The sequence below is a fragment of the Polynucleobacter sp. UB-Tiil-W10 genome (assembly GCF_018881605.1).
Classification (GTDB): domain Bacteria; phylum Pseudomonadota; class Gammaproteobacteria; order Burkholderiales; family Burkholderiaceae; genus Polynucleobacter.
This window is the reverse complement of sequence record NZ_JACVPZ010000001.1, coordinates 499,675-522,436: the sequence shown is the minus strand read 5'-3', so window position 1 is coordinate 522,436 and position 22,762 is coordinate 499,675. Positions and strand designations below refer to the sequence as shown.

21 protein-coding genes are annotated in these 22,762 nt (G+C 46.8%); 11 read left to right on the top strand and 10 right to left on the bottom strand.

What is annotated here, in order from left to right:
* Window positions 1-6 precede the first annotated feature (6 nt).
* Entirely contained in the window at window positions 7-1,200 is a 1,194-nt protein-coding gene (locus ICN33_RS02600; RefSeq protein WP_216194280.1) for an acyl-CoA desaturase, read from the top strand.
* A gap of 113 nt (window positions 1,201-1,313) precedes the next feature.
* On the opposite strand, the gene rpmG is transcribed toward ICN33_RS02600, so the two are convergent.
* The 3 genes from rpmG to radC all read right to left on the bottom strand — a co-directional run bounded on the left by rpmG (window position 1,314) and on the right by radC (window position 2,566).
* On the bottom strand, window positions 1,314-1,481 hold the full coding sequence (gene rpmG / locus ICN33_RS02595) for a 50S ribosomal protein L33 (RefSeq protein ID WP_015421876.1): 168 nt from the start codon (window positions 1,479-1,481) through the stop codon (window positions 1,314-1,316).
* Between the two features lie 11 nt (window positions 1,482-1,492).
* Window positions 1,493-1,726, bottom strand: coding sequence for a 50S ribosomal protein L28 (rpmB, locus tag ICN33_RS02590; RefSeq protein WP_011903570.1), 234 nt, complete (start codon window positions 1,724-1,726; stop codon window positions 1,493-1,495).
* Between the two features lie 144 nt (window positions 1,727-1,870).
* Window positions 1,871-2,566 (bottom strand): DNA repair protein RadC, encoded by a 696-nt coding sequence (gene radC / locus ICN33_RS02585; protein WP_370623214.1) that lies wholly within the window; start codon window positions 2,564-2,566, stop codon window positions 1,871-1,873.
* A 30-nt stretch (window positions 2,567-2,596) separates the two neighbouring features.
* Between radC and ICN33_RS02580 the strand changes: the two genes are divergently transcribed.
* The 7 genes from ICN33_RS02580 to ICN33_RS02550 all read left to right on the top strand — a co-directional run bounded on the left by ICN33_RS02580 (window position 2,597) and on the right by ICN33_RS02550 (window position 8,773).
* Window positions 2,597-3,043, top strand: a complete 447-nt coding sequence (locus ICN33_RS02580; RefSeq protein WP_216194278.1) for a peptidylprolyl isomerase — start codon at window positions 2,597-2,599, stop codon at window positions 3,041-3,043.
* 3 nt (window positions 3,044-3,046) lie between these two features.
* Window positions 3,047-3,988 carry a 4-hydroxy-3-methylbut-2-enyl diphosphate reductase gene (ispH, locus tag ICN33_RS02575; protein ID WP_216194277.1) on the top strand — a complete coding sequence of 314 codons (942 nt, stop codon included), beginning with the start codon at window positions 3,047-3,049 and terminating at the stop codon, window positions 3,986-3,988.
* A gap of 29 nt (window positions 3,989-4,017) precedes the next feature.
* Window positions 4,018-5,196 (top strand): branched-chain amino acid ABC transporter substrate-binding protein, encoded by a 1,179-nt coding sequence (locus tag ICN33_RS02570; protein ID WP_216194275.1) that lies wholly within the window; start codon window positions 4,018-4,020, stop codon window positions 5,194-5,196.
* Between the two features lie 74 nt (window positions 5,197-5,270).
* Window positions 5,271-6,206: a branched-chain amino acid ABC transporter permease gene (locus ICN33_RS02565; RefSeq protein ID WP_216196521.1), complete on the top strand. Its 936-nt coding sequence runs from the start codon at window positions 5,271-5,273 to the stop codon at window positions 6,204-6,206.
* On the top strand, window positions 6,199-7,290 hold the full coding sequence (locus ICN33_RS02560; protein ID WP_216194268.1) for an ABC transporter ATP-binding protein: 1,092 nt from the start codon (window positions 6,199-6,201) through the stop codon (window positions 7,288-7,290). The genes ICN33_RS02565 and ICN33_RS02560 overlap by 8 nt, the downstream gene beginning before the upstream one ends.
* The gene (locus ICN33_RS02555; protein ID WP_216194266.1) at window positions 7,287-8,060 is read left to right on the top strand and encodes an ABC transporter ATP-binding protein; all 774 of its coding nucleotides are present in this window, start codon (window positions 7,287-7,289) and stop codon (window positions 8,058-8,060) included. Before ICN33_RS02560 ends, ICN33_RS02555 begins: the two co-directional genes overlap by 4 nt.
* Entirely contained in the window at window positions 8,057-8,773 is a 717-nt protein-coding gene (locus tag ICN33_RS02550) for an ABC transporter ATP-binding protein (RefSeq protein WP_216194264.1), read from the top strand. Before ICN33_RS02555 ends, ICN33_RS02550 begins: the two co-directional genes overlap by 4 nt.
* Before the next feature lie 22 nt (window positions 8,774-8,795).
* Here the strand turns inward: ICN33_RS02550 and ICN33_RS02545 are convergent, their stop codons facing one another.
* Together ICN33_RS02545 and ICN33_RS02540 are read right to left on the bottom strand one after the other, a co-directional pair.
* A complete protein-coding gene (locus ICN33_RS02545) occupies window positions 8,796-9,989 on the bottom strand; it encodes an acetylornithine transaminase (RefSeq protein ID WP_216194262.1) in 1,194 nt (397 codons plus the stop codon).
* Window positions 9,990-10,070: 81 nt separating this feature from the next.
* Entirely contained in the window at window positions 10,071-11,111 is a 1,041-nt protein-coding gene (locus ICN33_RS02540) for a 2Fe-2S iron-sulfur cluster-binding protein (RefSeq protein WP_216194260.1), read from the bottom strand.
* 27 nt (window positions 11,112-11,138) lie between these two features.
* Between ICN33_RS02540 and ICN33_RS02535 the strand changes: the two genes are divergently transcribed.
* Window positions 11,139-12,035: an SDR family oxidoreductase gene (locus ICN33_RS02535; protein WP_255530583.1), complete on the top strand. Its 897-nt coding sequence runs from the start codon at window positions 11,139-11,141 to the stop codon at window positions 12,033-12,035.
* On the opposite strand, the gene ICN33_RS02530 is transcribed toward ICN33_RS02535, so the two are convergent.
* From ICN33_RS02530 to ICN33_RS02520, 3 genes are all read right to left on the bottom strand, one after another.
* Window positions 12,016-13,788 carry a glutamine--tRNA ligase/YqeY domain fusion protein gene (locus tag ICN33_RS02530; RefSeq protein ID WP_216194259.1) on the bottom strand — a complete coding sequence of 591 codons (1,773 nt, stop codon included), beginning with the start codon at window positions 13,786-13,788 and terminating at the stop codon, window positions 12,016-12,018. The two genes, ICN33_RS02535 and ICN33_RS02530, sit on opposite strands and share 20 nt — an antisense overlap.
* A gap of 86 nt (window positions 13,789-13,874) precedes the next feature.
* Window positions 13,875-15,377 carry a tripartite tricarboxylate transporter permease gene (locus ICN33_RS02525; RefSeq protein WP_216194257.1) on the bottom strand — a complete coding sequence of 501 codons (1,503 nt, stop codon included), beginning with the start codon at window positions 15,375-15,377 and terminating at the stop codon, window positions 13,875-13,877.
* 19 nt (window positions 15,378-15,396) lie between these two features.
* Window positions 15,397-15,858 carry a tripartite tricarboxylate transporter TctB family protein gene (locus ICN33_RS02520; protein ID WP_216194255.1) on the bottom strand — a complete coding sequence of 154 codons (462 nt, stop codon included), beginning with the start codon at window positions 15,856-15,858 and terminating at the stop codon, window positions 15,397-15,399.
* A gap of 122 nt (window positions 15,859-15,980) precedes the next feature.
* On the opposite strand from ICN33_RS02520, the gene alaS reads away from it, so the two are divergent.
* Both alaS and ICN33_RS02510 read left to right on the top strand, forming a co-directional pair.
* Complete coding sequence (alaS, locus tag ICN33_RS02515) at window positions 15,981-18,605, top strand: alanine--tRNA ligase (RefSeq protein WP_216194253.1); 2,625 nt, start codon at window positions 15,981-15,983, stop codon at window positions 18,603-18,605.
* Window positions 18,602-18,847: a sulfurtransferase TusA family protein gene (locus ICN33_RS02510; RefSeq protein ID WP_216859635.1), complete on the top strand. Its 246-nt coding sequence runs from the start codon at window positions 18,602-18,604 to the stop codon at window positions 18,845-18,847. Before alaS ends, ICN33_RS02510 begins: the two co-directional genes overlap by 4 nt.
* Window positions 18,848-18,948: 101 nt before the next feature.
* On the opposite strand, the gene galU is transcribed toward ICN33_RS02510, so the two are convergent.
* Together galU and ICN33_RS02500 are read right to left on the bottom strand one after the other, a co-directional pair.
* Window positions 18,949-19,833, bottom strand: coding sequence for a UTP--glucose-1-phosphate uridylyltransferase GalU (gene galU / locus ICN33_RS02505; RefSeq protein ID WP_216194250.1), 885 nt, complete (start codon window positions 19,831-19,833; stop codon window positions 18,949-18,951).
* A 31-nt stretch (window positions 19,834-19,864) separates the two neighbouring features.
* A complete protein-coding gene (locus tag ICN33_RS02500; RefSeq protein WP_216194248.1) occupies window positions 19,865-22,756 on the bottom strand; it encodes a valine--tRNA ligase in 2,892 nt (963 codons plus the stop codon).
* Window positions 22,757-22,762: the final 6 nt, after the last annotated feature.

Sequence of the window (22,762 nt, the reverse complement as noted above, 5' to 3'; positions counted from 1 at the left end):
ACTCTTTTGAATACAGTTTCAGGTTTTGATTTGTTCCTCCATTGGCTTGCGAATGGCGCTTTGGGCTGGTCATGGTGGCAGATTATCGTTTTCACCTTGATAGTCACCCACATCACCATTGCTGCGGTAACTATTTTCTTGCACCGATGCCAAGCGCATCGTGCATTAGATCTGCATCCTATTGTTTCTCATTTTTTCCGTTTTTGGCTTTGGCTAACTACCGGTATGGTGACTAAAGAATGGGCTGCGATTCATCGTAAGCACCATGCCAAATGTGAAACAGTTGACGATCCGCATAGTCCGCAGATTTTAGGGATCAATACCGTTCTCTCACGTGGCGCTGAGCTCTATAAAAAAGAAGCCGCCAATCAAGAGACTTTAGACAAATTTGGTCATGGCACTCCAAATGACTGGGTGGAGAACAACGTCTACTCTAAATTCTCTTGGCAGGGTGTTGCCATCATGCTCATCATCGATGTGCTTTTGTTTGGTGCAGTTGGGTTGACTGTCTGGGCAGTACAAATGTTGTGGATCCCGATTACTGCTGCAGGCGTTATTAACGGTATCGGCCACTATTGGGGCTATCGCAATTTTGATTGCGAAGACGCTTCTAGAAACATTATTCCTTGGGGTATTTTGATTGGTGGCGAAGAGTTGCATAACAATCATCACACTTTTGCAACAAGCGCGAAGCTATCGAATAAATGGTACGAGTTTGATATTGGCTGGATGTACATCCAGATCATGAGTGCTGTTGGTTTGGCTACTGTGAAGAAGACTCCACCCAAGCCAGTATTAAGCGATTTGCGTCCAGCCGATGAAAACACGCTTGAAGCTATCATCGCGAATCGTTATGAAATCATGGCGCGCTATAGCAAGACATTGCGCAGTTTTTTCAGCAATGAAGTGCAACACATGCAAGTCTTGGCGGCACATCTCAGTGATGCTCGTACTTGGTTGGCTAAAGACGAAACTCGTTTAACCGAACAAGAAAAAGCAAAGCTCGAAGAACTAATGGCAAGTAATACGCAGTTGCACAAGATGATTGAAATGCGCCGGGATCTACAGGCCATTTGGAGTCGTTCTAGCGCAACCAAAGAGCAATTACTCTCCCAGTTACACGCTTGGTGTCAGCGCGCTGAAGATAGTGGCTTAACGAGTCTACGTGAGTTCTCTTTGAGATTGCGTCGTTACGCTTAAAGAATAAGCGCAAACTAATTGCCCGTAAGAATTTCTGGGCAATAAAAAACCCGCTGATGTAGCGGGTTTTTTATTTGCTGGGAGTAAGTATCGAATCGATACGAATGAAAACCTTACTTCAGCTTTGTTTCTTTGTAAGCAACGTGCTTGCGAATGGTTGGATCAAACTTCATGATCTCCATTTTCTCAGGCTTCGTACGCTTGTTTTTTGAAGTTGTGTAGAAGTGACCAGTACCTGCTGATGACTCTAACTTGATTTTTTCTCTGCCGCCTTTAGCCATTTGTGCGCTCCTTAAATTTCGCCACGTGCACGTAGATCAGACAACACAGCATCGATGCCGTTCTTGTCGATAACGCGCAAACCAGCATTGGTTAAGCGCAAGCTAATCCAACGGTTTTCAGATTCAACCCAAAAACGACGATTTTGCAAATTCGGCAAAAAGCGACGCTTCGTTTTATTGTTTGCATGGGATACATTGTTGCCAACCATCGGCTTCTTCCCAGTGACTTGGCAAACTTTTGCCATGACATAACTCCATTAATTGCGAAAAAAGAAGATTGTATCAGTCCCAGCCCATTTTGGGCTAGCCCTAAATGGCTTTGTTGTGAGGTAATTAGAAATAAAACGTGCGATTCGGTGCAATATAGAGTTAAAAGTTAGTATTCACTATCATTTATTCCCATTATTCATAAGACCGGAGTCTGAAAAAGAGAAAAAACCATTACTACTCACAATGCAGTGATCCAGGAGTTGAATATCTACTAGTTGTAAGGCATTTGCTAATAACTTAGTGAGTTCTTGGTCTGCATCGCTTGGTAATGGGTTGCCGCTAGGGTGGTTATGAGCCACGATTAGGGCGCTGGCATTTTTGGCAAGGGCTTCCTTGAGTATTTCCCGGGGGTAGATGGCTGTCTGGGTAATAGATCCTCTAAAAAGCTCATCGCATTCAATTAGGTGAAGGCGTGAGTCCAGGTAGAGGCACAGGAAGACCTCATGGGGAAGGCGCCCAATTTTGGCCTGCAAGAACTCTCTAACGTTGTTAGGTGATGAAAAGATGGGGTCTTGGCTAAGACCATCTTCTAGGCTGCGTTTAACTAATTCATAGGCCGCTTGAATTTGGGACCATTTAGAGAGCCCCATGCCATGAATTCGGGTAAATTCTTCAGGGGTGCTGGCTAAAAGTCGGGGAAGGCTTCCGAAATGATGAAGGAGGTCTTTGGCTAGGGCAACAGCGCTTTTGCCCTTTACCCCGACCCGCAGAAAGATGGCAAGTAGCTCGGCATCGGAAAGAGCTGTAGCGCCGTATAAGCGTACCTTTTCTCGAGGCTGCTCATTTTTTGGCCAGTCCGTAATCGGAGAGTGCACAGCTAGCGCAGGCCTAGATACAATGACCTTATGACTAAGCTTACCGTTTTGCCTAATTCCTATTTGACTCTCAACTATCGGCTCACTTTGCCCAATGGGGAGGATTACATCAATACTTTTATCGATCGTCCTGCGACGGTTTTGATGGGGTCTGGACAATTTGCTCCTTGTTTTGAAAGTGTCTTGCTGGGCTTATGTGTTGGTGAGAAAAAAAGTGCGATTCTTGCTCCTGAAGAAAGTTTTGGCGAGCGCAAAGAAGATTTAGTGCAATGGGTATCCCTGAAAGCGCTTAAGGAAGGTCGTGATGACGATGTGGAATTTAATCCTGGTGATGTGATTGAGTTCAATGCGCCAGGAGGGGCTCAATACGCGGGTGTATTGCAATCGATTAATGAAGATGGTGCATGGTTTGACTTTAATCATCCCTTGGCAGGAAGGCCTGTAAGCTTTGAAGCAGAGATTGTGGCGATTTTGTAAACCATGAGTGATTTCAATAACGCAGAAATTTTGATGGCGCAGCCGCGTGGTTTTTGTGCGGGCGTAGATCGTGCGATCAACATCGTCAATGAGGCACTCGATCGTTTTGGCGCACCTATATACGTACGTCATGAAATTGTGCATAACGCTTATGTAGTCAATGAGTTGCGCGATAAGGGCGCAGTCTTTGTCGACGAATTGCATGAAGTTCCGCAAGGCGGCATCGTTGTATTTAGCGCTCATGGTGTTTCTCAGGAAGTGCGTAAGGATGCCGAAGCGCGAGGCCTGCAGGTGTATGACGCTACATGCCCCTTGGTCACCAAGGTTCATCTTGAAGTTGTGAAAATGTGTAAAGACGGCTTTACGGTATTGATGATTGGTCATGCCGGGCACCCTGAGGTTGAAGGCACTATGGGGCAAGTGAAACAAGGCGTTTTCTTGGTCGAGAAACTGGGCGATGTGAGCGCTTTGCCATTCCCGCCTGACGAAAAGATTGCATTTGTTACCCAGACAACACTCTCAGTGGATGAGACGAAAGAAATTGTTGAAGCGCTAACCAAAAAGTTTCCCAATATTGTTCAGCCCCGTAAACAAGATATTTGTTATGCCACTCAGAATCGTCAGGATGCTGTGAAATTCATGGCACCTCAGGTTGAGGTGGTTATTGTGGTGGGAAGTGCGACGAGCTCGAACTCGAATCGCCTGCGTGAACTTTCTGAAAAGCTCGGTGTTCCGTCCTACATGGTGGATGCCCCTGAGCAGCTCAAGCCAGAATGGTTTGTTGGTAAAAAACGGGTGGGTTTAACCGCAGGAGCATCTGCACCAGAAAGCTTGGCCCAGTCTATTGTCAGTCGCATACAAGAGTTTGGGCCAAGAAGCGTGCGTGCGCTTGATGGTGTAGTCGAGGACGTTACCTTTTCGTTGCCAAAAAATTTAGTTGATTGAAGTATCTATCTATAACCGAGGAGCCGCACATGATCAGTTCACGCATTACTTTTGCAAGAAGCACTCTTGCTTTGGCGGCCTCTGCTTTGCTATTGGTTGCTTGCGGCAAAGCTGGGGACAAGTCTGCCGCATCTCCAATCGATGGCGTTGAAGTGAAGATTGGACACGTTGCCCCGCTTACTGGACCTATTGCTCACTTGGGCAAGGATAATGAGAATGGCGCTCGTCTTGCAATCGAAGAAATCAACAAAGCAGGCTTAACGATTGATGGAAAAAAAATAGTTCTGACTTTGGTGCCCGAGGATGATGCTGAAGATCCAAAGACGGCTACCCAGGTTGCACAAAAATTAGTAGATGCCAAGGTAGTGGGTGTGGTGGGTCATCTAAACTCTGGAACAAGTATTCCGGCATCCCGTATTTATAGCGATGCAGGCATTACTCAGGTTTCTCCATCAGCAACTAACCCTGATTACACCAAGCAAGGCTTTAAGACAACCTATCGCCTGGTGGCAACGGATGCCCAACAAGGCCCAGCGCTTGCTAATTACGTTGTGAATACTTTGAGGGCAAAGACTGTAGCGATTATTGATGACTCGACCCAGTATGGCAAAGGTTTGGCCGACGAATTTGAGAAAACGGTTAAAGCCGCTGGCATGAAAGTGGTAACTCGTGAAGCGAGCAATAACAAGGCTACTGATTTCAAGGCAATCTTGACCAAGATCAAAGGCAGTAAGCCCGATGTCATCATGTATGGTGGCATGGATGCTACTGGCGGCCCATTAGCGAAGCAAGCGGCTGAGTTGGGTATTAAGGCGAAGGTGGTTGGCGGTGACGGCATGTGTACCGAGAAGCTTGCTGAATTGGCTGGTGAGGCTGTAGTGAATGTGACTTGCTCTGAAGCTGGTATGGCGTTATCGAAGATGGCTCAAGGCGCTGACTTCCAGAAGCGATATAAGGAGCGCTTTAACTCTGATGTACAGATTTATGCGCCCTTTACCTATGACGCTGTCTATGTCTTAGTGGATTCTATGAAGCGTGCAAACTCAACCGATCCCGCAAAGATTTTGGCTGTAATGCCTGATACAAAAATGCAAGGCTTGGTAGGCAATATTGCTTTTGATAACAAAGGCGATATGAAAGAAGGTGTCATCACCTTGTACGACTTCAAGGATAAAAAGAAAAACGTTCTTGAAGTCATTAAGATGTAATGTCTCCTCAATAACAAATGGCGCCGCTAATGCGGTGCTATTTTTTTATTAAGACTTCATCAATCCTCAACCCCATGGATATCCTTCTTCAACAGATCATTAATGGCTTAGTGCTTGGTAGCATCTATGCCTTAATTGCTCTGGGTTACACCATGGTGTACGGCGTGTTAGGAATTATTAATTTCGCACACGGCGAAGTGTTGATGATTGGCGCAATGGTTTCTCTATCGCTATTGCGCTTGGTTCTGAATTTAACCAGTGATTTGCCAGGTTGGCTAACGCTTTTAATCGTACTGCCTGTGACGATGGCAGTTTGCGCAGGATTAAGTTATTGGATTGAGAGAATTGCTTACCGCCCCTTACGAAATGCACCACGTTTGGCGCCTTTGATATCGGCAATTGGCATGTCAATTTTGCTGCAAACGATTGCCATGATGATTTGGTCACGCAATCCCATGACTTATCCACAATTATTACCCTCTAGTCCAATTGATTTATGGGGAAGTGGCGCCACGATTACCGGTAAAGAAATCGTGATTATCGTTGTGGCTTTGGCGGTCATGTCCGGCTTATTGTTCTTGGTTGAAAAAACAAAGCTTGGCAGGGCGATGCGGGCAACTGCTGAGCAAACACAAATTGTTGCGCTGATGGGTGTTAATCCAAATCGTGTGATCTCAATCACCTTTATGTTGGGTGGTGCATTAGCAGGACTAGCGGGCGTCATGATTGCGAGTAATTACGGCAACGTGCATTTTTATATGGGTTTCATTCCTGGTCTTAAAGCCTTCACTGCTGCGGTTCTTGGTGGCATCGGAAATTTACAAGGTGCGATGCTCGGAGGTTTACTTCTAGGTTTGATCGAATCCTTGGGTGCTGGATATATTGGTGACCTCACTGGTGGAGTTTTCGGCTCCAACTATCAAGATATCTTTGCATTCCTAGTGTTGATCTTGGTATTGGTATTGCGACCCACCGGTTTATTAGGCGAGAAGGTTTCAGACCGTGCTTGAGATCCTTGCTACCAATCGCCTGAGTCGCTCCGTATACCTGTGGCTTGGAGTTCTCACATTAGTTCTTTTGCCTTGGGTGGTCGGCGCTGGCGGTGGCAACTATTGGGTGCGGGTGCTCGATTTTGCCTTGCTTTATATCGTTCTAGCTCTGGGCTTAAATGTCGTGGTGGGCTTTGCTGGTCTATTGGATTTGGGGTACATTGCCTTTTATGCCTTGGGCGCTTATAGCTTTGCTTTATTGGCTTCACCTCATCTGCCTACTCAGTTTGAAACCATTGCAGCGACCTTTCCAGAGGGGATGCATTTTTCACCCTGGATGGTGGCGGTGTTCTCAATTATTTTGGCCGCCTTATTTGGGCTGATCTTAGGTTTGCCGACGCTTCAGTTGCGCGGCGATTATTTAGCGATTGTCACCCTAGGTTTCGGTGAAATTATTCGGATCTTCATGAATAACTTAGACCGTCCTTTAAATCTCACCAATGGTCCCAAAGGAATTTCTGGGATTGATCCAATTCAATTATTTGGTATCCCATTTAACAAGCCCTTAGACCTCGGCCTCATCCAAATTCCAGGTCTGTATTTGGTTTTTTATTTATTTTTATTGCTAGCTATTGCGGTAGCCATTGTTTGTTTGCATTTACAAGATTCGCGCATAGGAAGAGCGTGGATTGCGATTCGTGAAGACGAGATCGCAGCCAAGGCGATGGGCATCAATACGCGAAATATGAAGTTGCTTGCCTTTGCAATTGGCGCCTCTTTTGCTGGAGTAGCGGGCGTATTGTTCTCTGCTTTTCAGGGCTTTGTTTCCCCTGAATCATTTACTCTATGGGAATCCATCGTAGTTTTGGCTATGGTTGTCCTTGGGGGGATTGGTCATATTCCAGGCGTGATTTTAGGTGCCGTTCTTTTGGCGGTATTTCCAGAAGTATTGCGTGGCATTGCACAACCAGTTCAGCAGTTTCTGTTTGGTCATGTGATTGTTGATGTTGAGGTCATCCGCCAATTAATTTATGGGCTAGCCTTGATTTTGATCATGCTCTATCGCCCAGGTGGCATATGGCAAAAGCACGGAGGTGGGAAATGACCGCTTCCTTGTTATTAGACGTGACTGATGTATCTAAACGTTTTGGCGGTGTGCAGGCGCTAGACTCTGTCAGCTTACAAGTGCCGCAAGGAGCGATTGTTGGCTTGATTGGCCCTAATGGTGCCGGTAAGACTACCTTTTTTAATGTCATTACCGGCTTATATCCTGCAGATTCCGGGATCTTTTTGTTTGATGGCAAAGCGTATTTTCCAGAGTCGGTATCTGAAGTTACTAAATCTGGTTTAGCTAGAACATTTCAAAATATTCGTCTCTTTGGCGAAATGTCTGTTCTTGAAAATGTGATGGTGGGATGTCACTGCCGTACAAAATCTAGTCTATTAGGCGCAATCTTTCGCTTTCCATCTACCGTGCGCGAAGAGAGGGTGATTCGAGAAAAATCTCTCGAGCTACTCGCTTATGTAGGGCTCAGTGAGTTTTCCAATATGCAGGCACGCAATCTCTCTTATGGCCATCAGCGTCGCCTAGAGATTGCGAGAGCCCTGGCTACTGAGCCCAAGCTCTTGGCGCTAGATGAGCCTGCTGCTGGCATGAATGCAACTGAGAAATTAGAGCTTCGCGAATTGTTATTGCGCATCCGAGCTGATGGTAAAACGATCCTGTTGATTGAGCATGATGTGAGTTTAGTAATGGGGATTTGCGATAGCCTGACAGTGCTAGATTACGGAAAAGTCATTGCCATAGGAAAACCTGCGGATGTACGAGTACATCCCGAAGTGATCAGAGCCTATCTTGGTCAGGGGGCTGTTTGATGAGTGCCCTTTTGACGGTAAAAGATCTCAAGGTTTCTTATGGTGGAATTAATGCTGTTAAAGGAATTGATTTATATGTCAATCATGGCGAGCTCGTTGCATTGATTGGTGCAAATGGCGCTGGGAAGAGTTCTAGTCTTAAAGCTATTGCTGGCTTATTAACACCTTCCGCTGGCGAGATTGATTTTGCAAATCATGCAACTAAAAAGTTGCCAGCTTACGAATTGGTTCGCTTAGGTTTAGGTATGGTGCCTGAGGGCCGTGGCGTATTTAAGCGCATGACTATTTTGGAAAACCTCCAAATGGGCGCTTACTTACAGTCAGATGCTAAAGAAATCGAGCGCAAGCTCGAAGAGGTATATTCGTATTTCCCGAGATTAAAGGAGCGCCTATCTCAGTTGGCTGGGACTCTCTCAGGTGGTGAGCAGCAAATGGTTGCTATGGGTAGGGCAATGATGGCGCAGCCTAAGTTAATGCTGCTCGATGAGCCATCTATGGGACTGTCACCCATCATGGTCGAAACCATATTTGATGTGATTCGGAGTTTATCTGCCAGTGGCATAACCATTTTGCTAGTGGAGCAGAATGCGCGCCTTGCCCTCCGGATGTCAGATCGCGCTTATGTCATGGATAGCGGCTTAATCACGCTTGGCGGCTCTGGGAAAGAGCTGCTAGAAGATCCAAGGGTGAGGACTGCCTATCTAGGTGAGTAGATAGGATTATTGGGTGGCGATCTTACGCCACTTCTTTCATTAGCTCTCGAAGCATATTGCACATCTGACGAATTTCATCATCAGATACATTCAAGGCAGGCATAAAACGTAATAAGTTTGGTCTTGGGGAGTTAATCAGTAAGCCTTCAGGACTGCGATCACGCGCCAGTTCAACTAACTTTCCACCAATATCTTTTCCCAGCATTAGGGCACGTAGTAAGCCTTCGCCACGTTCGCCCTCGAGATTAAATTCTGCACAAAGCTTCAGTAATTCAGACTTGAGTAGCTCACCTTTGGCTCTGACGTTTTCTAAAAATCCTGGAGCCAATAATTGCTCAATCACGCTAATGCCTACAGCAGTCATGAGTGGGTTACCGTTGTAGGTTCCACCTTGATCGCCTGGTACAAAGCAAGCTACTGCATCGGTTGCCAGTAGCGCTGCCAGGGGTACGCCACCACCAATGCCTTTGCCTAAGGTCATGATGTCTGGCTCTATACCGTAATTTTGATAAGCAAAGAGGGAGCCGGTACGTCCACAGCCGGCCTGTACTTCATCAGCAATCAATAGGATGTTGTTTTCTTTGGTGAACTGACGAAGCTCACGCATAAATTCTTGAGTAGTTGGGATCACGCCACCCTCACCTTGAACAGGTTCAAGCATGACTGCAACAGTTTTGTCAGTAACCAGTCTTTTAACGGACTCCAAATCATTTAAATCTGCTTTGGGAAAGCCTGCTACTTGTGGGGCAAACATCGTGTCCCAGTTTGGCTTGCCTGAAGCGCTCATCGTTGCTAATGTGCGGCCATGAAAGCTGTGATCAAACGTAATAATTTCAAAGGCGCCGGATTTGTTTAGCTGACCCCATTTACGTGCCAATTTAATCGCACCTTCATTGGCTTCAGCTCCACTATTGGCGAAGAAGACTTTGTCAAAGCAGCTATTTTGGGTAAGTAGATTGGATAAACCAATCATTGGCTCGTTATAGAACGCTGGACTTGGATTTATCAGCTTCTTGGCTTGCAAATTGAGGGCTTCAATCATTCCTGGGTTGCAGTGACCTAAGCAGTTCACGGCCCACCCTTGCAAGAAGTCTAAATAGCGTTTGCCATTGTTGTCTATTAGCCATGAACCTTTACCTTCGACCATAGTCACCTCTGGGCGTTGGGTAATAAACATGACTGAATGGGTATCGATGGCTTGAGCTGGCTTATTCATTCTGAGTTGAGGTGATAAGTTAATTAGGGTAAATAAGGGTTCTATTATCCAACTGAAACAGATTTATGGCGCAGGACTTACTTATGCAGTTGCCAAATCAGCTGCGCTGGTAAAGGAGTCCGCATAGAACTCATCTTCAGGTAGCTGACATTTGGCCGAGAAGTCATTCTTGGCAGCATTTACCATCACTGGGGCGCCACAGGCATAAACCTGGAAATCTTGCATATCTGGATGGTCTGCCATGACAGCTTGATGCACAAAGCCAGTGCGACCCTGCCATGCGTCCTCTGCCAAAGCATCGGAAATCACAGGGATATATTTAAAGTGGGCAATTTCTTTTTCCCAGGATTTACATAATTCATTTAGATACAAGTCGCTTGGGCGACGTCCACCCCAGTAAAGGTGAATCGGACGGCTTATTTTCTTTGCCTGCATTTGTTCGATGATCGATTTGATGGGGGCAAAGCCTGTGCCAGCAGCAACAAAGATGATTGGTTTTTTAGAGTCTTCTCTTAGGAAAAAGCTGCCTAATGGACCTTCAAAGCGCAAGATATCTTTTTCTTTTAAAGCTGGAGTGACGGCGCCAAAGACAAAGTCTGTAAATAAGCCACCAGGTAAGTGGCGTATGTGTAATTCAAGCGGGCCTTCTTGCTCGGGTGCATTTGCAATGGAGTAAGCGCGGCGTTGACCATCTTTGAGTAGAAACTCTAAATACTGTCCAGCCAGGAACTGAAAGCGTTCTGCAGCGGGAAGCTGGAGCTTGAGGATGGCTACATCACTACTAGGCTTGCAAATGGTATTCACGCGGCAAGGTACTTTACGAATCGCAATATCACCAGCCCCTTGAACTTCACGTGCTTCTATTAGCAGATCTGATTGAGGGTGGGAGCAGCAAAATAGAACACCGCCTGCTGTTTCGTCAACCTTGCTCAGAGCGCTTTCACTATGCTGACCATGAGTCACTTGACCTTCTAACACTTTTCCCTTGCATGAGCCGCAAGCACCATTTTTACAGCCATAAGGTAGGTTGACACCCTGACGAAGAGCAGCCTCCAGAAGGTTTTCATCTGGATTGACGGTAAATTGTTTGCCGCTCGTTTTGAGCGTGACTTGATAAGACACTCTCATTCCTTTCAATAAATCGTTACGATGTCACTTATGCACTCTTTTGGTAAACCTTCAATCCTGATTATTGGCTGCGGAGATATTGGTCTTCGGGTGGCTAAACAGCTTTCACGAAGCCATCGTGTTTATGCACTCACTTCTCAACAGAATCGCTTTCAGGAGTTGAGGGAGGTTGGCGCGATTCCTATTTTGGGTAATCTGGATCATCCAGAGTCCTTGTGGCGCCTTAGCGGTTTAGCTCAAACCGTCATTCATTTGGCACCACCTCAAAATGGTGGAAATCGTGATTGCCGAACCCGCAACCTACTTAGAATTTTAGCCCAAGGCTCCAGTGCCGTCAGGCGCCTCATCTATATCAGTACTACAGGCGTATATGGGAATCATCAGGGCGGCAAGGTAAGTGAAGTAAGCCCAGTTAACCCTCAAAGTGAGCGGGCTAAAAGAAGGGTGGATGCCGAGCTGGCGCTCCGTTTATGGGCTCCTGCCCATGGAGTGGCTTTAACCATTCTGCGTGTTCCGGGGATTTATGCTGCTGACCGTCTGCCGATTGACCGACTGCAGGCAAAAACTCCGGCGCTCCTGCCAGAAGAGGACGCTTACTCAAACCACATTCACAGTGATGATTTAGCGCGGCTGGTATGTGCGGCGGTCTATCACGGCAAACCCCAGCGCATCATTAACGCTTGTGATGGTGGTGAAACCAAAATGGGTGATTATTTCGATGAAGTAGCTGATGCTTTTGGGTTGGAAAGACCGGCTCGTTTGCCTGGAAGCGAGCTGAAAAAAATCGTTAGCCCAATGCTTTGGTCATTTATGCGTGAATCACGCAGGGTAACTAACACTCGTTTGCATGAACTCAAAACACCGCTACGCTATCCCAGCGTAGGACATTTTTTGAAGACTATTTCCAAGAATCTTTAAGGCCCACAGTTCGATTAAATACCGGCTTACCAGGCTTGGAATCATTCTTGTCAGCAACAAAGTAGCCGTGTCTCTCAAACTGATAGCGATCTTCTGCTTTCGTATCCTTCATGCACGGCTCTAAATACGCAGCAATCGTTTGCATGGAGTTTGGATTGATTGCATCCAAGAAATTCTTATCGCCACTATCTGGATGAGGGTCGCTAAAGAGGTGATCGTAGAGTCGCACCTCGGTTGGAATTGCCTCAGCAGCGCTGATCCAATGGATATTACCCTTCACCTTGTAGTTGTTTGAGCCGGGCGTGCCGCTCTTACTATCAGAGAAGTGGGTCACATTGACTTGGGTCACATTGCCCTGAGTATCAGTTTCAAAACCAGTGCACTCCACTACAAAGCCATGGCGTAAACGTACGCGACTACCAGGCTGATCACCAATTGGTGGATAAAGCCTGAAGAATCCCTTAATCGGTTCTTGCATGAAGTCATCCGCTTCAATCCACAGTTCGCGCGTGAAGTTAAATTCACGATTACCCCATTCAGGATGATTGGGGTGGCGTGGAGCAGAGCAAGCCTCTTTTGCTGAGGCGTCAAAATTTTCAACAACGAGTTTGAGCGGCCTTAAAACTGCAGTAGCGCGGGGCGCTTTTGCTTCTAGATCATCGCGTAGCGCTTGATCTAGCGTGCTCATATCAATCCAGCTATCGGCTTTAGAGACACCAATGCGCTCGCAGAACAAGCGAATGCTTTCTGGGGTGTAGCCGCGACGACGAATACCGACGATAGTTGGCATCCGTGGATCATCCCAGCCCTCAACATGCTTTTCTTCAACTAACTGCAATAACTTGCGCTTGCTGGTGATAGTGTAGGTTAGGTTGAGTCGTGCAAATTCATATTGATGCGGTACTGGATCTTTAAATACGCCCAGCTCTTTTAGGGAATGCACAATCCAGTCATATAGCGGACGGTTGTTCTCAAACTCGAGCGTACAGATAGAGTGGGAGACATTCTCTAGCGCATCAGAGATGCAATGTGTGAAGTCATAGAGAGGATAAATACACCATTTGCTGCCTGTGCGGTGATGATCGGTATGGCGAATGCGGTAAACCACGGGATCGCGCATCACAATATTTGGGTGAGTCATATCAATCTTTAGGCGTAGTACGTGCTCACCATCTTTGAACTTGCCGTCACACATATTGCGGAACAGTTGCAGATTTTCTTCTGGACTGCGATCGCGATAAGGGCTATTTTTTCCGGCTTGGCCAAAGTTCCCTCGATTGGTATGAATATCATCGGCGCTTTGGCTGTCTACATATGCTTTGCCATTCTGAATGAGGATCTCTGCAAACTCATAGAGTTTGTCAAAGTAGTCGCTTGCGTGATACAGATTGGTGCCCCAATCAAAGCCTAACCATTTCACTGCATCCAAAATACTGTCAGCGTATTCCACATCTTCTTTGACGGGATTGGTGTCATCTAAGCGCATATTGCAGCGCGCACCGCCAGCTTGATGATTGTAATCAGCGGCTAAACCGAAGTTTAGGCAAATACTTTTAGCATGACCGATATGTAAGTAGCCATTTGGCTCAGGTGGAAAACGGGTGATGATTGATGGAATGGGTTCGCCCGCTAAATTCGTACGCCGAGAAAAAGCACCGCTTGCTAAATCATGATCAATGATCTGACGCAAAAAGTTGGATGGCTCGGCTACAGCGCCGGTATTTGCTTTAGGGGGTTTGCTATCTTGGGACATAGCCACATTGTAGAGAAAACCCCGAGACCCATAAAGAAAAAGCCCGCAAACTGCTGCGGGCTCATTTCTGGGAGGGCGAGAAAGAATTAATCTTCTATGAACGCCTCTTCGCGTGTCTTCTTCACCGCTGGCAAGGCTACGATCACCACCAAGAGGGCTGCTGCGATCAGTAAGCCCAATGAAAGTGGGCGAGTCAAGAAAGTAGTGAAATCGCCACGGGATAGTAATAATGCGCGGCGGAAGTTTTCTTCCATCATAGGTCCAAGTACGAAGCCCAAAAGCAATGGGGGCGGTTCGCAACCTAGCTTAAAGAAGAGGTAACCAATAATGCCGAAGGCAGCTGTTACGTATACGTCAAACACAGTGTTGTTCACGGTATAGACGCCGATACAGCAGAACACCAGAATGGCTGGATACATGAAGCGATAAGGGATCTTCAAGAGCTTTACCCAGATACCGATGAGAGGCAAATTCAAAAGAATCAACATCACATTACCAATCCACATGGAAGCGATCAGACCCCAGAACAAAGCTGGGTTACTAGTCATTACTTGTGGACCTGGTTGAATATTGTGAATAGTCATCGCGCCAACCATCAAAGCCATTACGGCATTTGGTGGAATACCCAAAGTGAGCAGTGGAATGAATGAGGTTTGGGCAGCAGCATTGTTAGCCGATTCAGGACCGGCAACGCCTTCAATGGCGCCTTTACCAAACTCATGGCTGTACTTAGATGATTTTTTCTCAACCGAGTAAGCGCCAAAAGCAGCAAGTGCTGCACCGCCACCTGGCAGAATTCCGAGAATAGAGCCAATCGTTGTACCGCGCAAGATTGAAGGAATCATGCGCTTGACGTCTTCCCTGGTAGGAATCATCGTGGTCATCTTATTTAAGAAGCCTTCGTCCTCATCGGTTTTCTCAAGGTTACCCATGATCTCTGCGAAACCAAATACACCCATCGCAACTGCAACGAAGCCAATACCATCGCTCAACTCAGGAATATCAAACGCATAGCGTGATACACCTGAGTTCACGTCCGTGCCAATCAAGCCCATCAAGAGACCCAAAACGATCATGCCAATTGCTTTGATCAAAGAGCCGGACGCCAACACAACTGCGCCAATTAAGCCTAAGACCATGAGTGAGAAGTACTCAGCAGGGCCAAACTTAAATGCCAACTGAGAAAGTGGCGCAGCAAAGGCGGCTAACACTAAAGTTGCTACGCAACCAGCGAAGAATGAGCCCATACCGGCGGTGAACAATGCAACACCGGCTCGACCATTGCGGGCCATTTGGTAGCCATCGATCGCCGTCACCACCGAAGACGTTTCTCCTGGGATGTTTAACAGAATTGCTGTTGTAGAACCACCATACTGTGAGCCGTAGTAAATACCAGCCAACATAATCAAAGCAGCAATTGGAGGCAAGGCATACGTAGCTGGCAGGAGCATTGCAATCGTTGCAATAGGGCCTAAACCAGGTAATACACCAATTAAGGTGCCCAATACGCAGCCAATCAGGCAGTACAACAAGTTTTGTAAAGTAAATGCGGTATCGAAACCGAGGGCTAAATTAGCAAATAAGTCCATTTTTCAGTATCCCGGCTCGTTATTGTTGTAAGAAGAAAGGCAGTAATGGGAACTGCAATTTCAGTCCCAAAACAAACACTGAATAAGTAAAAATAATCAGAAATGTGGCATTTACTAAAGTGCCTTTCCAATGAAATTCATGACTTGCGCTTGCTGACATAAATACCAAAACAAAGACTGCTACAACAAAGCCCATGGTTGGCAAAAGAACGCCGTATAGAACAACTGAGCCTGTAATCAAGCCAATAACGCGCCAGTTAAATTTTGGAATAGACTCGATCGCAGCTGTCGCTCTCAAAGATCTTACTAGTACTAGCAGACCCAAAAGAGCCATCAGAATGCCTAGAAAGAAAGGGAAGTAGCCTGGCCCCATTTTAGCGGCAGTGCCCATTGGGTACTGGGTGGCCATGATAGTGAAGAAGAGGCCAATAACCATGTACATGATTCCGGCCCCAAAATCCCGTTGATTGCGAATTTTCAAGTTGCTCTCCTTGTTGTCGACTTAAATGCCGATTTTTATTGATGTTGACGGATTGTAAGGCAGGTTTGGGCCTTCTTACCTAGCGTTTGCCCTAGGCTAGTGCCAATGCGATAATTATTCGCATGAAAGTCTCCCAAATTCGCCAGGCTTACCTGGATTTCTTCGCCCAAAAAGGCCACCAAATCGTCCCATCCAGCCCAGTAGTGCCGGGGGACGACCCAACCCTGCTATTTACTAATGCAGGTATGAACCAGTTCAAGGACGTGTTTTTGGGCTTTGATAAGCGCCCTTATAACCGCGCTACGACTGCCCAAAAGTGCATTCGGGCCGGTGGAAAACACAATGACTTGGATAACGTAGGCTACACAGCTCGTCATCACACCTTTTTTGAAATGTTGGGTAATTTCTCTTTTGGAGACTATTTCAAGAAAGACGCCATTCAATTTGCCTGGGATTTATTGACCCAGGTATTTCAGTTGCCCAAAGAAAAGCTCCTGGTCACCGTATATGCCGAAGATGACGAGGCCTATGACATTTGGAATAAACAAATTGGTGTGCCTGCTGATCGCATCATTCGGATTGGGGATAACAAAGGTGCGCGTTACGCATCAGACAATTTTTGGATGATGGGTGACACAGGACCATGCGGTCCTTGCACTGAAATTTTTTACGACCATGGTGCCCATATTCCTGGAGGCCCTCCCGGTAGTCCTGACGAAGATGGCGATCGCTTCATTGAAATTTGGAATAACGTCTTCATGCAATTTAACCGTGACGAGGCGGGTGTAATGCATCCATTACCTAAGCCTAGCGTTGATACAGGCATGGGTCTTGAGCGTATTGCTGCAGTCTTGCAGCACGTTCACTCTAATTATGAAATCGACCTCTTCGTCAATCTTCTCAAGGCCTCCAAAGAGGCGGTTGATGCAGCGGGCGGTGAAAATTGTGATGCACAAAGTCCTTCACTGAAGGTAATTGCTGACCACATCCGCGCCTGTAGCTTCATTGTGGTTGATGGTGTCATTCCAGGTAATGCAGGGCGTGGTTATGTATTGCGTCGCATTGCCCGTCGTGCGATTCGTCACGGCTATAAGCTGGGCGCACGCAAGCCATTCTTCTATCAGTTGGTGCCTGCGCTTGTAAAAGAGATGGGCGAAGCATATCCAGAATTGCGCGCTGCGCAGGACAAAGTGGGCGAAGTGATTAAGCAAGAAGAAGAGCGTTTCTTCCAAACCATTGCTAACGGTATGGAAATTTTGGACGGCGCTTTATCTGGCGGTGCAAAAGTAGTGGACGGTGAAACAGCTTTCCGCTTACATGACACCTTTGGTTTTCCATTGGATTTAACTGCTGACGTTTGTCGTGAACGTGGCGTGACCGTTGATGCCGATGGTTTTGAAGTGGCGATGCAAAAGCAGCGCGATCAAGCAAGGGCTGCAGGCAAGTTCAAGGTAGCCCAAGGCCTAGACTACAAAGGTGCGCCCACCCAGTTTCATGGCTATGACACCCTAAAACATGAGGGCGCCAAAGTGACTGCTCTGTATGTGGATGGTTCAGCTGTGCCGTCCGTCAAAGCTGGCGATGCCGCCGTGATCGTGTTGGATAACAGCCCTTTTTATGCTGAATCTGGCGGTCAGGTTGGCGATAAAGGCGAGCTCCGCAATGAAAGTATCCGTTTTGCAGTTGAAGATACCTTCAAGATTCAGGCTGACGTTTTTGGTCATCAGGGTGAAGTCCTGGAGGGTGAGCTCAAAGTGGGTGACTCAATCAATGCTTTGGTTGATACCCAACAAAGAACCGATACGATGCGTAACCATAGCGCTACCCATATCCTGCATAAAGCATTGCGTGAAGTATTGGGTGATCATGTGCAACAAAAAGGTTCTTTGGTGGATGCCACTAAGACTCGCTTTGACTTTACGCACAACGCACCTATTACTGCCGAGCAACTTCGTCGCATTGAAGATATTGTGAATCAAGAGATTTTGGAAAATACGGCAACTTCAGGCAAGGTAATGTCCTTGGATGACGCGCAAAAGACTGGCGCCATGATGCTCTTTGGTGAGAAGTATGGTGATGAGGTACGTGTGCTGGAGATTGGTTCTTCTAAAGAGTTATGTGGCGGCACCCATGTTGGTCGTACTGGCGATATCGGTAGTTTGAAGATTATTTCTGAAGGCGGTGTTGCTGCCGGCATTCGCCGTGTTGAGGCGGTGACTGGCAATAACGCATTGCATTTCTTGCAAGGCTTAGAAGACAAGATTAATGAAGCCGCAGCGATTCTCAAAACCCATCCAGGCGATTTAGTAAATCGTGTTGCTCAACTTCAAGAAAGTCTGCGCCAAGCCGAACGCGAATTAGAAAAAGTGAACTCTAAGTTAGCGGCTAGCCAAGGTGATGAGTTAGCAGCACAAGCTATTGATGTAAATGGCCTTAAAGTGATAGCTGCTCGAATTGATGGCGCCGATGCCGGCGTGCTTCGTGAAACTATGGATGCCCTGAAGGCAAAGTTGAAAACTGCTGCGATTGTGTTGGCCTCAGTTCAAGGCGATAAAGTCAGTTTGATTGCCGGTGTGACAGCCGATTCGATTGGTAAAGTAAAGGCAGGCGATCTCGTGAACTTTGTCGCTCAGCAGGTGGGTGGTAAAGGCGGCGGCAAACCGGAAATGGCGATGGCTGGAGGAACGGATCCTAGCAAGTTAAGTGCGGCTTTAGATGGCGTCAAGGATTGGATAGCAAGCAAATGAGCGAACTAGTAAACATTGCTTTTAATGCAGAAGTAGATGCGATTGGCATGAACTGCCCATTGCCTATCTTGCGCACCAAAAAAGCTTTGGCAACCATGCAGTCAGGCGAAGTCTTAAAGATTAAGGCAACTGATGCAGGCGCTGCCCATGACTTCCCTGCTTTTGCTAAGCAAACTGGTAATGAGTTGCTTGCAAGCACTACTGAAGGTGATGTATTGGTCTTCTTTATGAAGCGCAGGTAGTCTAAATTCCCAAGCTTGCATGCCCATAGATCGTGCGCCGTATGCGATAACAAAAAAGGCAGAGATGATTCTCTGCCTTTTTTGTTTCAACCAAATAGTGGTTAGGTTAAAGATCGACTCTTAAGGTAAGCAGCAAAGTCAGTCGATACTTCGGGGTGACGCAGAGCAAACTCTACGGAAGCCTTGAGATAGCCTAATTTGCTACCGCAGTCATAGCGCACTCCATCATATTCATAAGCAAATACTGGCTCTTCTTTTAACAAAGAAGCAATCGCATCAGTAAGTTGAATCTCGCCGCCGGCGCCTGGCTTAAGGTTGCGGATATGGCTGAAGATGTTTGATGAAAGAACATAGCGCCCCACGACCGCCAAATTAGACGGCGCATCTTTTGGTTCGGGTTTTTCCACAATACCGTTGAGGCGATAAATGCCTTTGGCGACTTCAGCGCCAGACACAATCCCGTAAGAGTTACTCTTTGCGGGATCAATTTTTTCTACCGCAATGACTGAGCCATTTTGTTCGTCAAACACTTGGAGCATTTGCTTGAGAACAGGAGGCTGTCCATCTAAAAGATCATCTGCCAAAATCACAGCAAATGGTTCATCACGAACCAATTTCTCTGCGCACAAAACTGCGTGCCCTAAGCCAAGCGCTTCAGGTTGGCGCACATATACGCAATCGACATGACTAGGTTTGACGCTGCGAACGATCTCTAATAAAGCTTGTTTATTTTTAGCCTCCAACTCAGCTTCAAGTTCATAAGCTTTATCAAAGTGATCTTCAATGGCGCGCTTACTGCGTCCAGTAACGAAAATCATTTCTGTGATTCCGGCGGCAATTGCCTCTTCAACAGCGTATTGAATAAGCGGCTTATCGACTACATTCAGCATTTCTTTTGGGCTTGCCTTGGTTGCTGGCAAAAAACGTGTGCCTAAACCGGCGACTGGAAAAACTGCTTTCGTAACTGCTTTAGTGCTTAATGGCATATAACTTCCAATCGCTTTGTTGGGCTACGGTTTACTTTAGACGGTCTAATTGTGCAACAAGCTTCTCGTGATTTTGCTCAAAGCCGGTAAGACGTTGTTTTTCTTGAGCAACAACCTCTGCTGGAGCGCGCGCCACAAAGCTTTCATTAGTCAATTTGCCCTTAGCTTTGCTGATTTCATTGGCTAGGCGCTCTATTTCCTTGCTTAGACGAATGCGTTCGGCTGCAACATCGACCTCAATCTTGAGCAAGAGCTTAATATCGCCTACTAAGGCAATCGGCGCATCTGGGGCATCTTTTTCTAAAGCAGATTCATCACTGTAGATTTTGACTTCAGTGAGCTTGGCGAGCGCCATTAAATAAGGCGTTGTTTTTTCTAAGAATGCTTGTGGCCCACAAATCCAGAGCGGCACTTTTTGGCCAGGAGGAACTTGCATCTCTCCACGCAGGTTACGGCAGGCATCCACTATGGCTTTAATCTGCGCTACCCAAGCTTCACTTTTCTCATCAATCTTTTCAGGTTGAGCAACGGGATAGGGTTGTAGCGCAATCGTCTGCTTGTCTTGCTTGGCCAGATCTTTGCCGGACTTGGGCCCAACGGTTTGCCATAGTGTTTCGGTGATGAATGGAATCAATGGATGCGCCATGCGTAAGATCGTTTCCAGAACACGCAAGAGGGTGCGGCGAGTAGCACGTTGCTGCGCTGGCGTGCCAGTTTGCAATTGCACCTTGGCAAGTTCTAGATACCAATCGCAATATTCATCCCAAACAAATTGGTAAATACTGCTGGCAATATTGTCAAAGCGATAAGCTTCAAAGCCTTTGGCTACCTCAGCTTCAGTTCTTTGTAGTTGGGAAACGATCCATTTATCTGCAGGTGAAAAATCCAAATAGCCTTCGGGGCCACATTGGTTGTCACAAGGGGCAAAGCCATTGTCTTCATTGCTACCAGAGCAGTTCATGAGAACAAAACGTGTGGCGTTCCAAAGCTTATTGCAGAAATTACGATAGCCTTCGCAACGCTTTTGATCAAAGTTAATATTGCGTCCAAGTGAGGCGAGGGATGCAAAAGTAAAGCGCAGAGCATCGGTACCAAAAGCCGGAATACCATCCGGAAACTCTTTTTTGGTTTTCTTGCTGATGCTCTCAGCCTGTTTTGGATTCATGAGGCCAGTAGTGCGTTTGCCTACTAACTCCTCAATCTTGATGCCGTCAATCAAATCGATTGGGTCCAAAGTGTTCCCTTTGGATTTGCTCATCTTCTGACCCTCAGCATCACGCACAAGGCCATGTACATAGACGGTATGGAATGGCACTTTTCCAGTGAAGTGGCAGGTCATCATGACCATGCGCGCTACCCAGAAGAAGATGATGTCAAAGCCTGTGACCAAGACAGAGGAGGGTAGGAAGTGATTTAAGGCCGGAGTTTCTTCTGGCCAACCCAAAGAGCTAAATGGGACGAGGGCAGAGCTAAACCAGGTATCAAGGACATCGGGGTCGCGATTAAGTTTGCCGGTATAGCCAGTTGCAGCAGCTTTCGCTTTAGCTTCTTCTTCAGAGCGCCCTACAAAAATCTGTCCATCATCACCATACCAAGCGGGGATTTGATGACCCCACCAGAGTTGACGAGAAATACACCAGTCCTGGATATTTTCTAGCCACTGGGTGTAAGTATTAATCCAATTCTCTGGAACAAGTTTGATATCACCTTTAGTCACTGCATCCAATGCGGCGCCAGCGATAGATGAGCCTGGTTGATATTTGTTATCTGGACTTGGCTTAGACATCGCCACAAACCATTGGTCTGTGAGCATTGGCTCAATAATCGTTTGCGTGCGATCACCGCGCGGCACCATTAATTTATGTGGCTGAACTTTTTCTAGTAAACCTGCTGCATCCAGATCGGCAACCACTTGTTTACGCGCAGCAAAACGTTCCAGGCCTTGATAAGCGACCGGAGCATTTTCATTAATCTTGGCATCCAAAGTGAGGATGTTGATCATTGGAAGTTGATGGCGTTGTCCTACTGCGTAGTCATTAAAGTCATGCGCAGGGGTTACTTTCACGACACCGGTGCCAAAGTTCAAATCAACGTAATCATCTGCAATGATCGGTATTTGACGTTCGCATAAAGGTAGATTCACCGCTTTACCGATGAGGTGTTTATAGCGCTCATCTTCTGGGTTCACCATAACGGCAACATCGCCCAACAAGGTTTCTGGGCGAGTGGTGGCAACAGTGAGATGGCCAGAGCCGTCAGTCAATGGATAGCGGATGTGCCACATTGAGCCATCTTCTTCCTCGCTCACTACCTCCAGATCGGAAACTGCAGTTCCTAAAACAGGATCCCAGTTCACTAAACGTTTACCGCGATAGATCAAGCCTTGCTCATGCAAGCGCACAAATACCTCCACCACTGCTTTGGACATTTTGCTGTCCATGGTGAAATATTCTTTACCCCAATCAATCGATGCGCCTAGGCGACGAATTTGTCGAGTAATCGTATTGCCAGAAGTTTCCTTCCACTCCCACACTTTTTCTAAAAACTTTTCACGACCTAGATCATGACGAGAAACTTTTTGTGCATCCAGTTGACGCTCAACAACAATTTGAGTAGCGATGCCAGCATGATCGGTGCCGGGCACCCACAAAGTATTTTTACCTGTCATACGCGCATGACGTATCAACCCATCCATGATGGTTTGATTGAAGGCATGGCCCATATGAAGGGTGCCAGTGACATTGGGCGGGGGAAGTTGAATAGAAAAATCACCCTTACTTTCGTCCATGGTGGAGTCGGCAATACCCCGGCGTTCCCACTCTGGGCCCCAGTAGGCCTCTATCGGGGCGGGTTCATAGGATTTGGCGAGCTCGTCCGCTGAGCTGGTCGCTGGAGAATTAGGGGTATTTGAGGCATTTGGCATAAGAGG

Bases quoted from the DNA above. Each gene is read 5' to 3' on its own strand.
- alaS (WP_216194253.1), top strand. From the start codon at position 15,981: ATGAAAGTCTCCCAAATTCGCCAGGCTTACCTGGATTTCTTCGCCCAA.
- ICN33_RS02580 (WP_216194278.1), top strand. From the start codon at position 2,597: ATGACTAAGCTTACCGTTTTGCCTAATTCCTATTTGACTCTCAACTAT.
- ICN33_RS02510 (WP_216859635.1), top strand. From the start codon at position 18,602: ATGAGCGAACTAGTAAACATTGCTTTTAATGCAGAAGTAGATGCGATT.
- ispH (WP_216194277.1), top strand. From the start codon at position 3,047: ATGAGTGATTTCAATAACGCAGAAATTTTGATGGCGCAGCCGCGTGGT.
- rpmB (WP_011903570.1), bottom strand. From the start codon at position 1,726: ATGGCAAAAGTTTGCCAAGTCACTGGGAAGAAGCCGATGGTTGGCAAC.
- ICN33_RS02555 (WP_216194266.1), top strand. From the start codon at position 7,287: ATGACCGCTTCCTTGTTATTAGACGTGACTGATGTATCTAAACGTTTT.
- ICN33_RS02545 (WP_216194262.1), bottom strand. From the start codon at position 9,989: ATGAATAAGCCAGCTCAAGCCATCGATACCCATTCAGTCATGTTTATT.
- ICN33_RS02535 (WP_255530583.1), top strand. From the start codon at position 11,139: ATGTCACTTATGCACTCTTTTGGTAAACCTTCAATCCTGATTATTGGC.
- ICN33_RS02565 (WP_216196521.1), top strand. From the start codon at position 5,271: ATGGATATCCTTCTTCAACAGATCATTAATGGCTTAGTGCTTGGTAGC.
- ICN33_RS02570 (WP_216194275.1), top strand. From the start codon at position 4,018: ATGATCAGTTCACGCATTACTTTTGCAAGAAGCACTCTTGCTTTGGCG.
- ICN33_RS02525 (WP_216194257.1), bottom strand. From the start codon at position 15,377: ATGGACTTATTTGCTAATTTAGCCCTCGGTTTCGATACCGCATTTACT.
- rpmG (WP_015421876.1), bottom strand. From the start codon at position 1,481: ATGGCTAAAGGCGGCAGAGAAAAAATCAAGTTAGAGTCATCAGCAGGT.
- ICN33_RS02530 (WP_216194259.1), bottom strand. From the start codon at position 13,788: ATGTCCCAAGATAGCAAACCCCCTAAAGCAAATACCGGCGCTGTAGCC.
- ICN33_RS02500 (WP_216194248.1), bottom strand. From the start codon at position 22,756: ATGCCAAATGCCTCAAATACCCCTAATTCTCCAGCGACCAGCTCAGCG.
- galU (WP_216194250.1), bottom strand. From the start codon at position 19,833: ATGCCATTAAGCACTAAAGCAGTTACGAAAGCAGTTTTTCCAGTCGCC.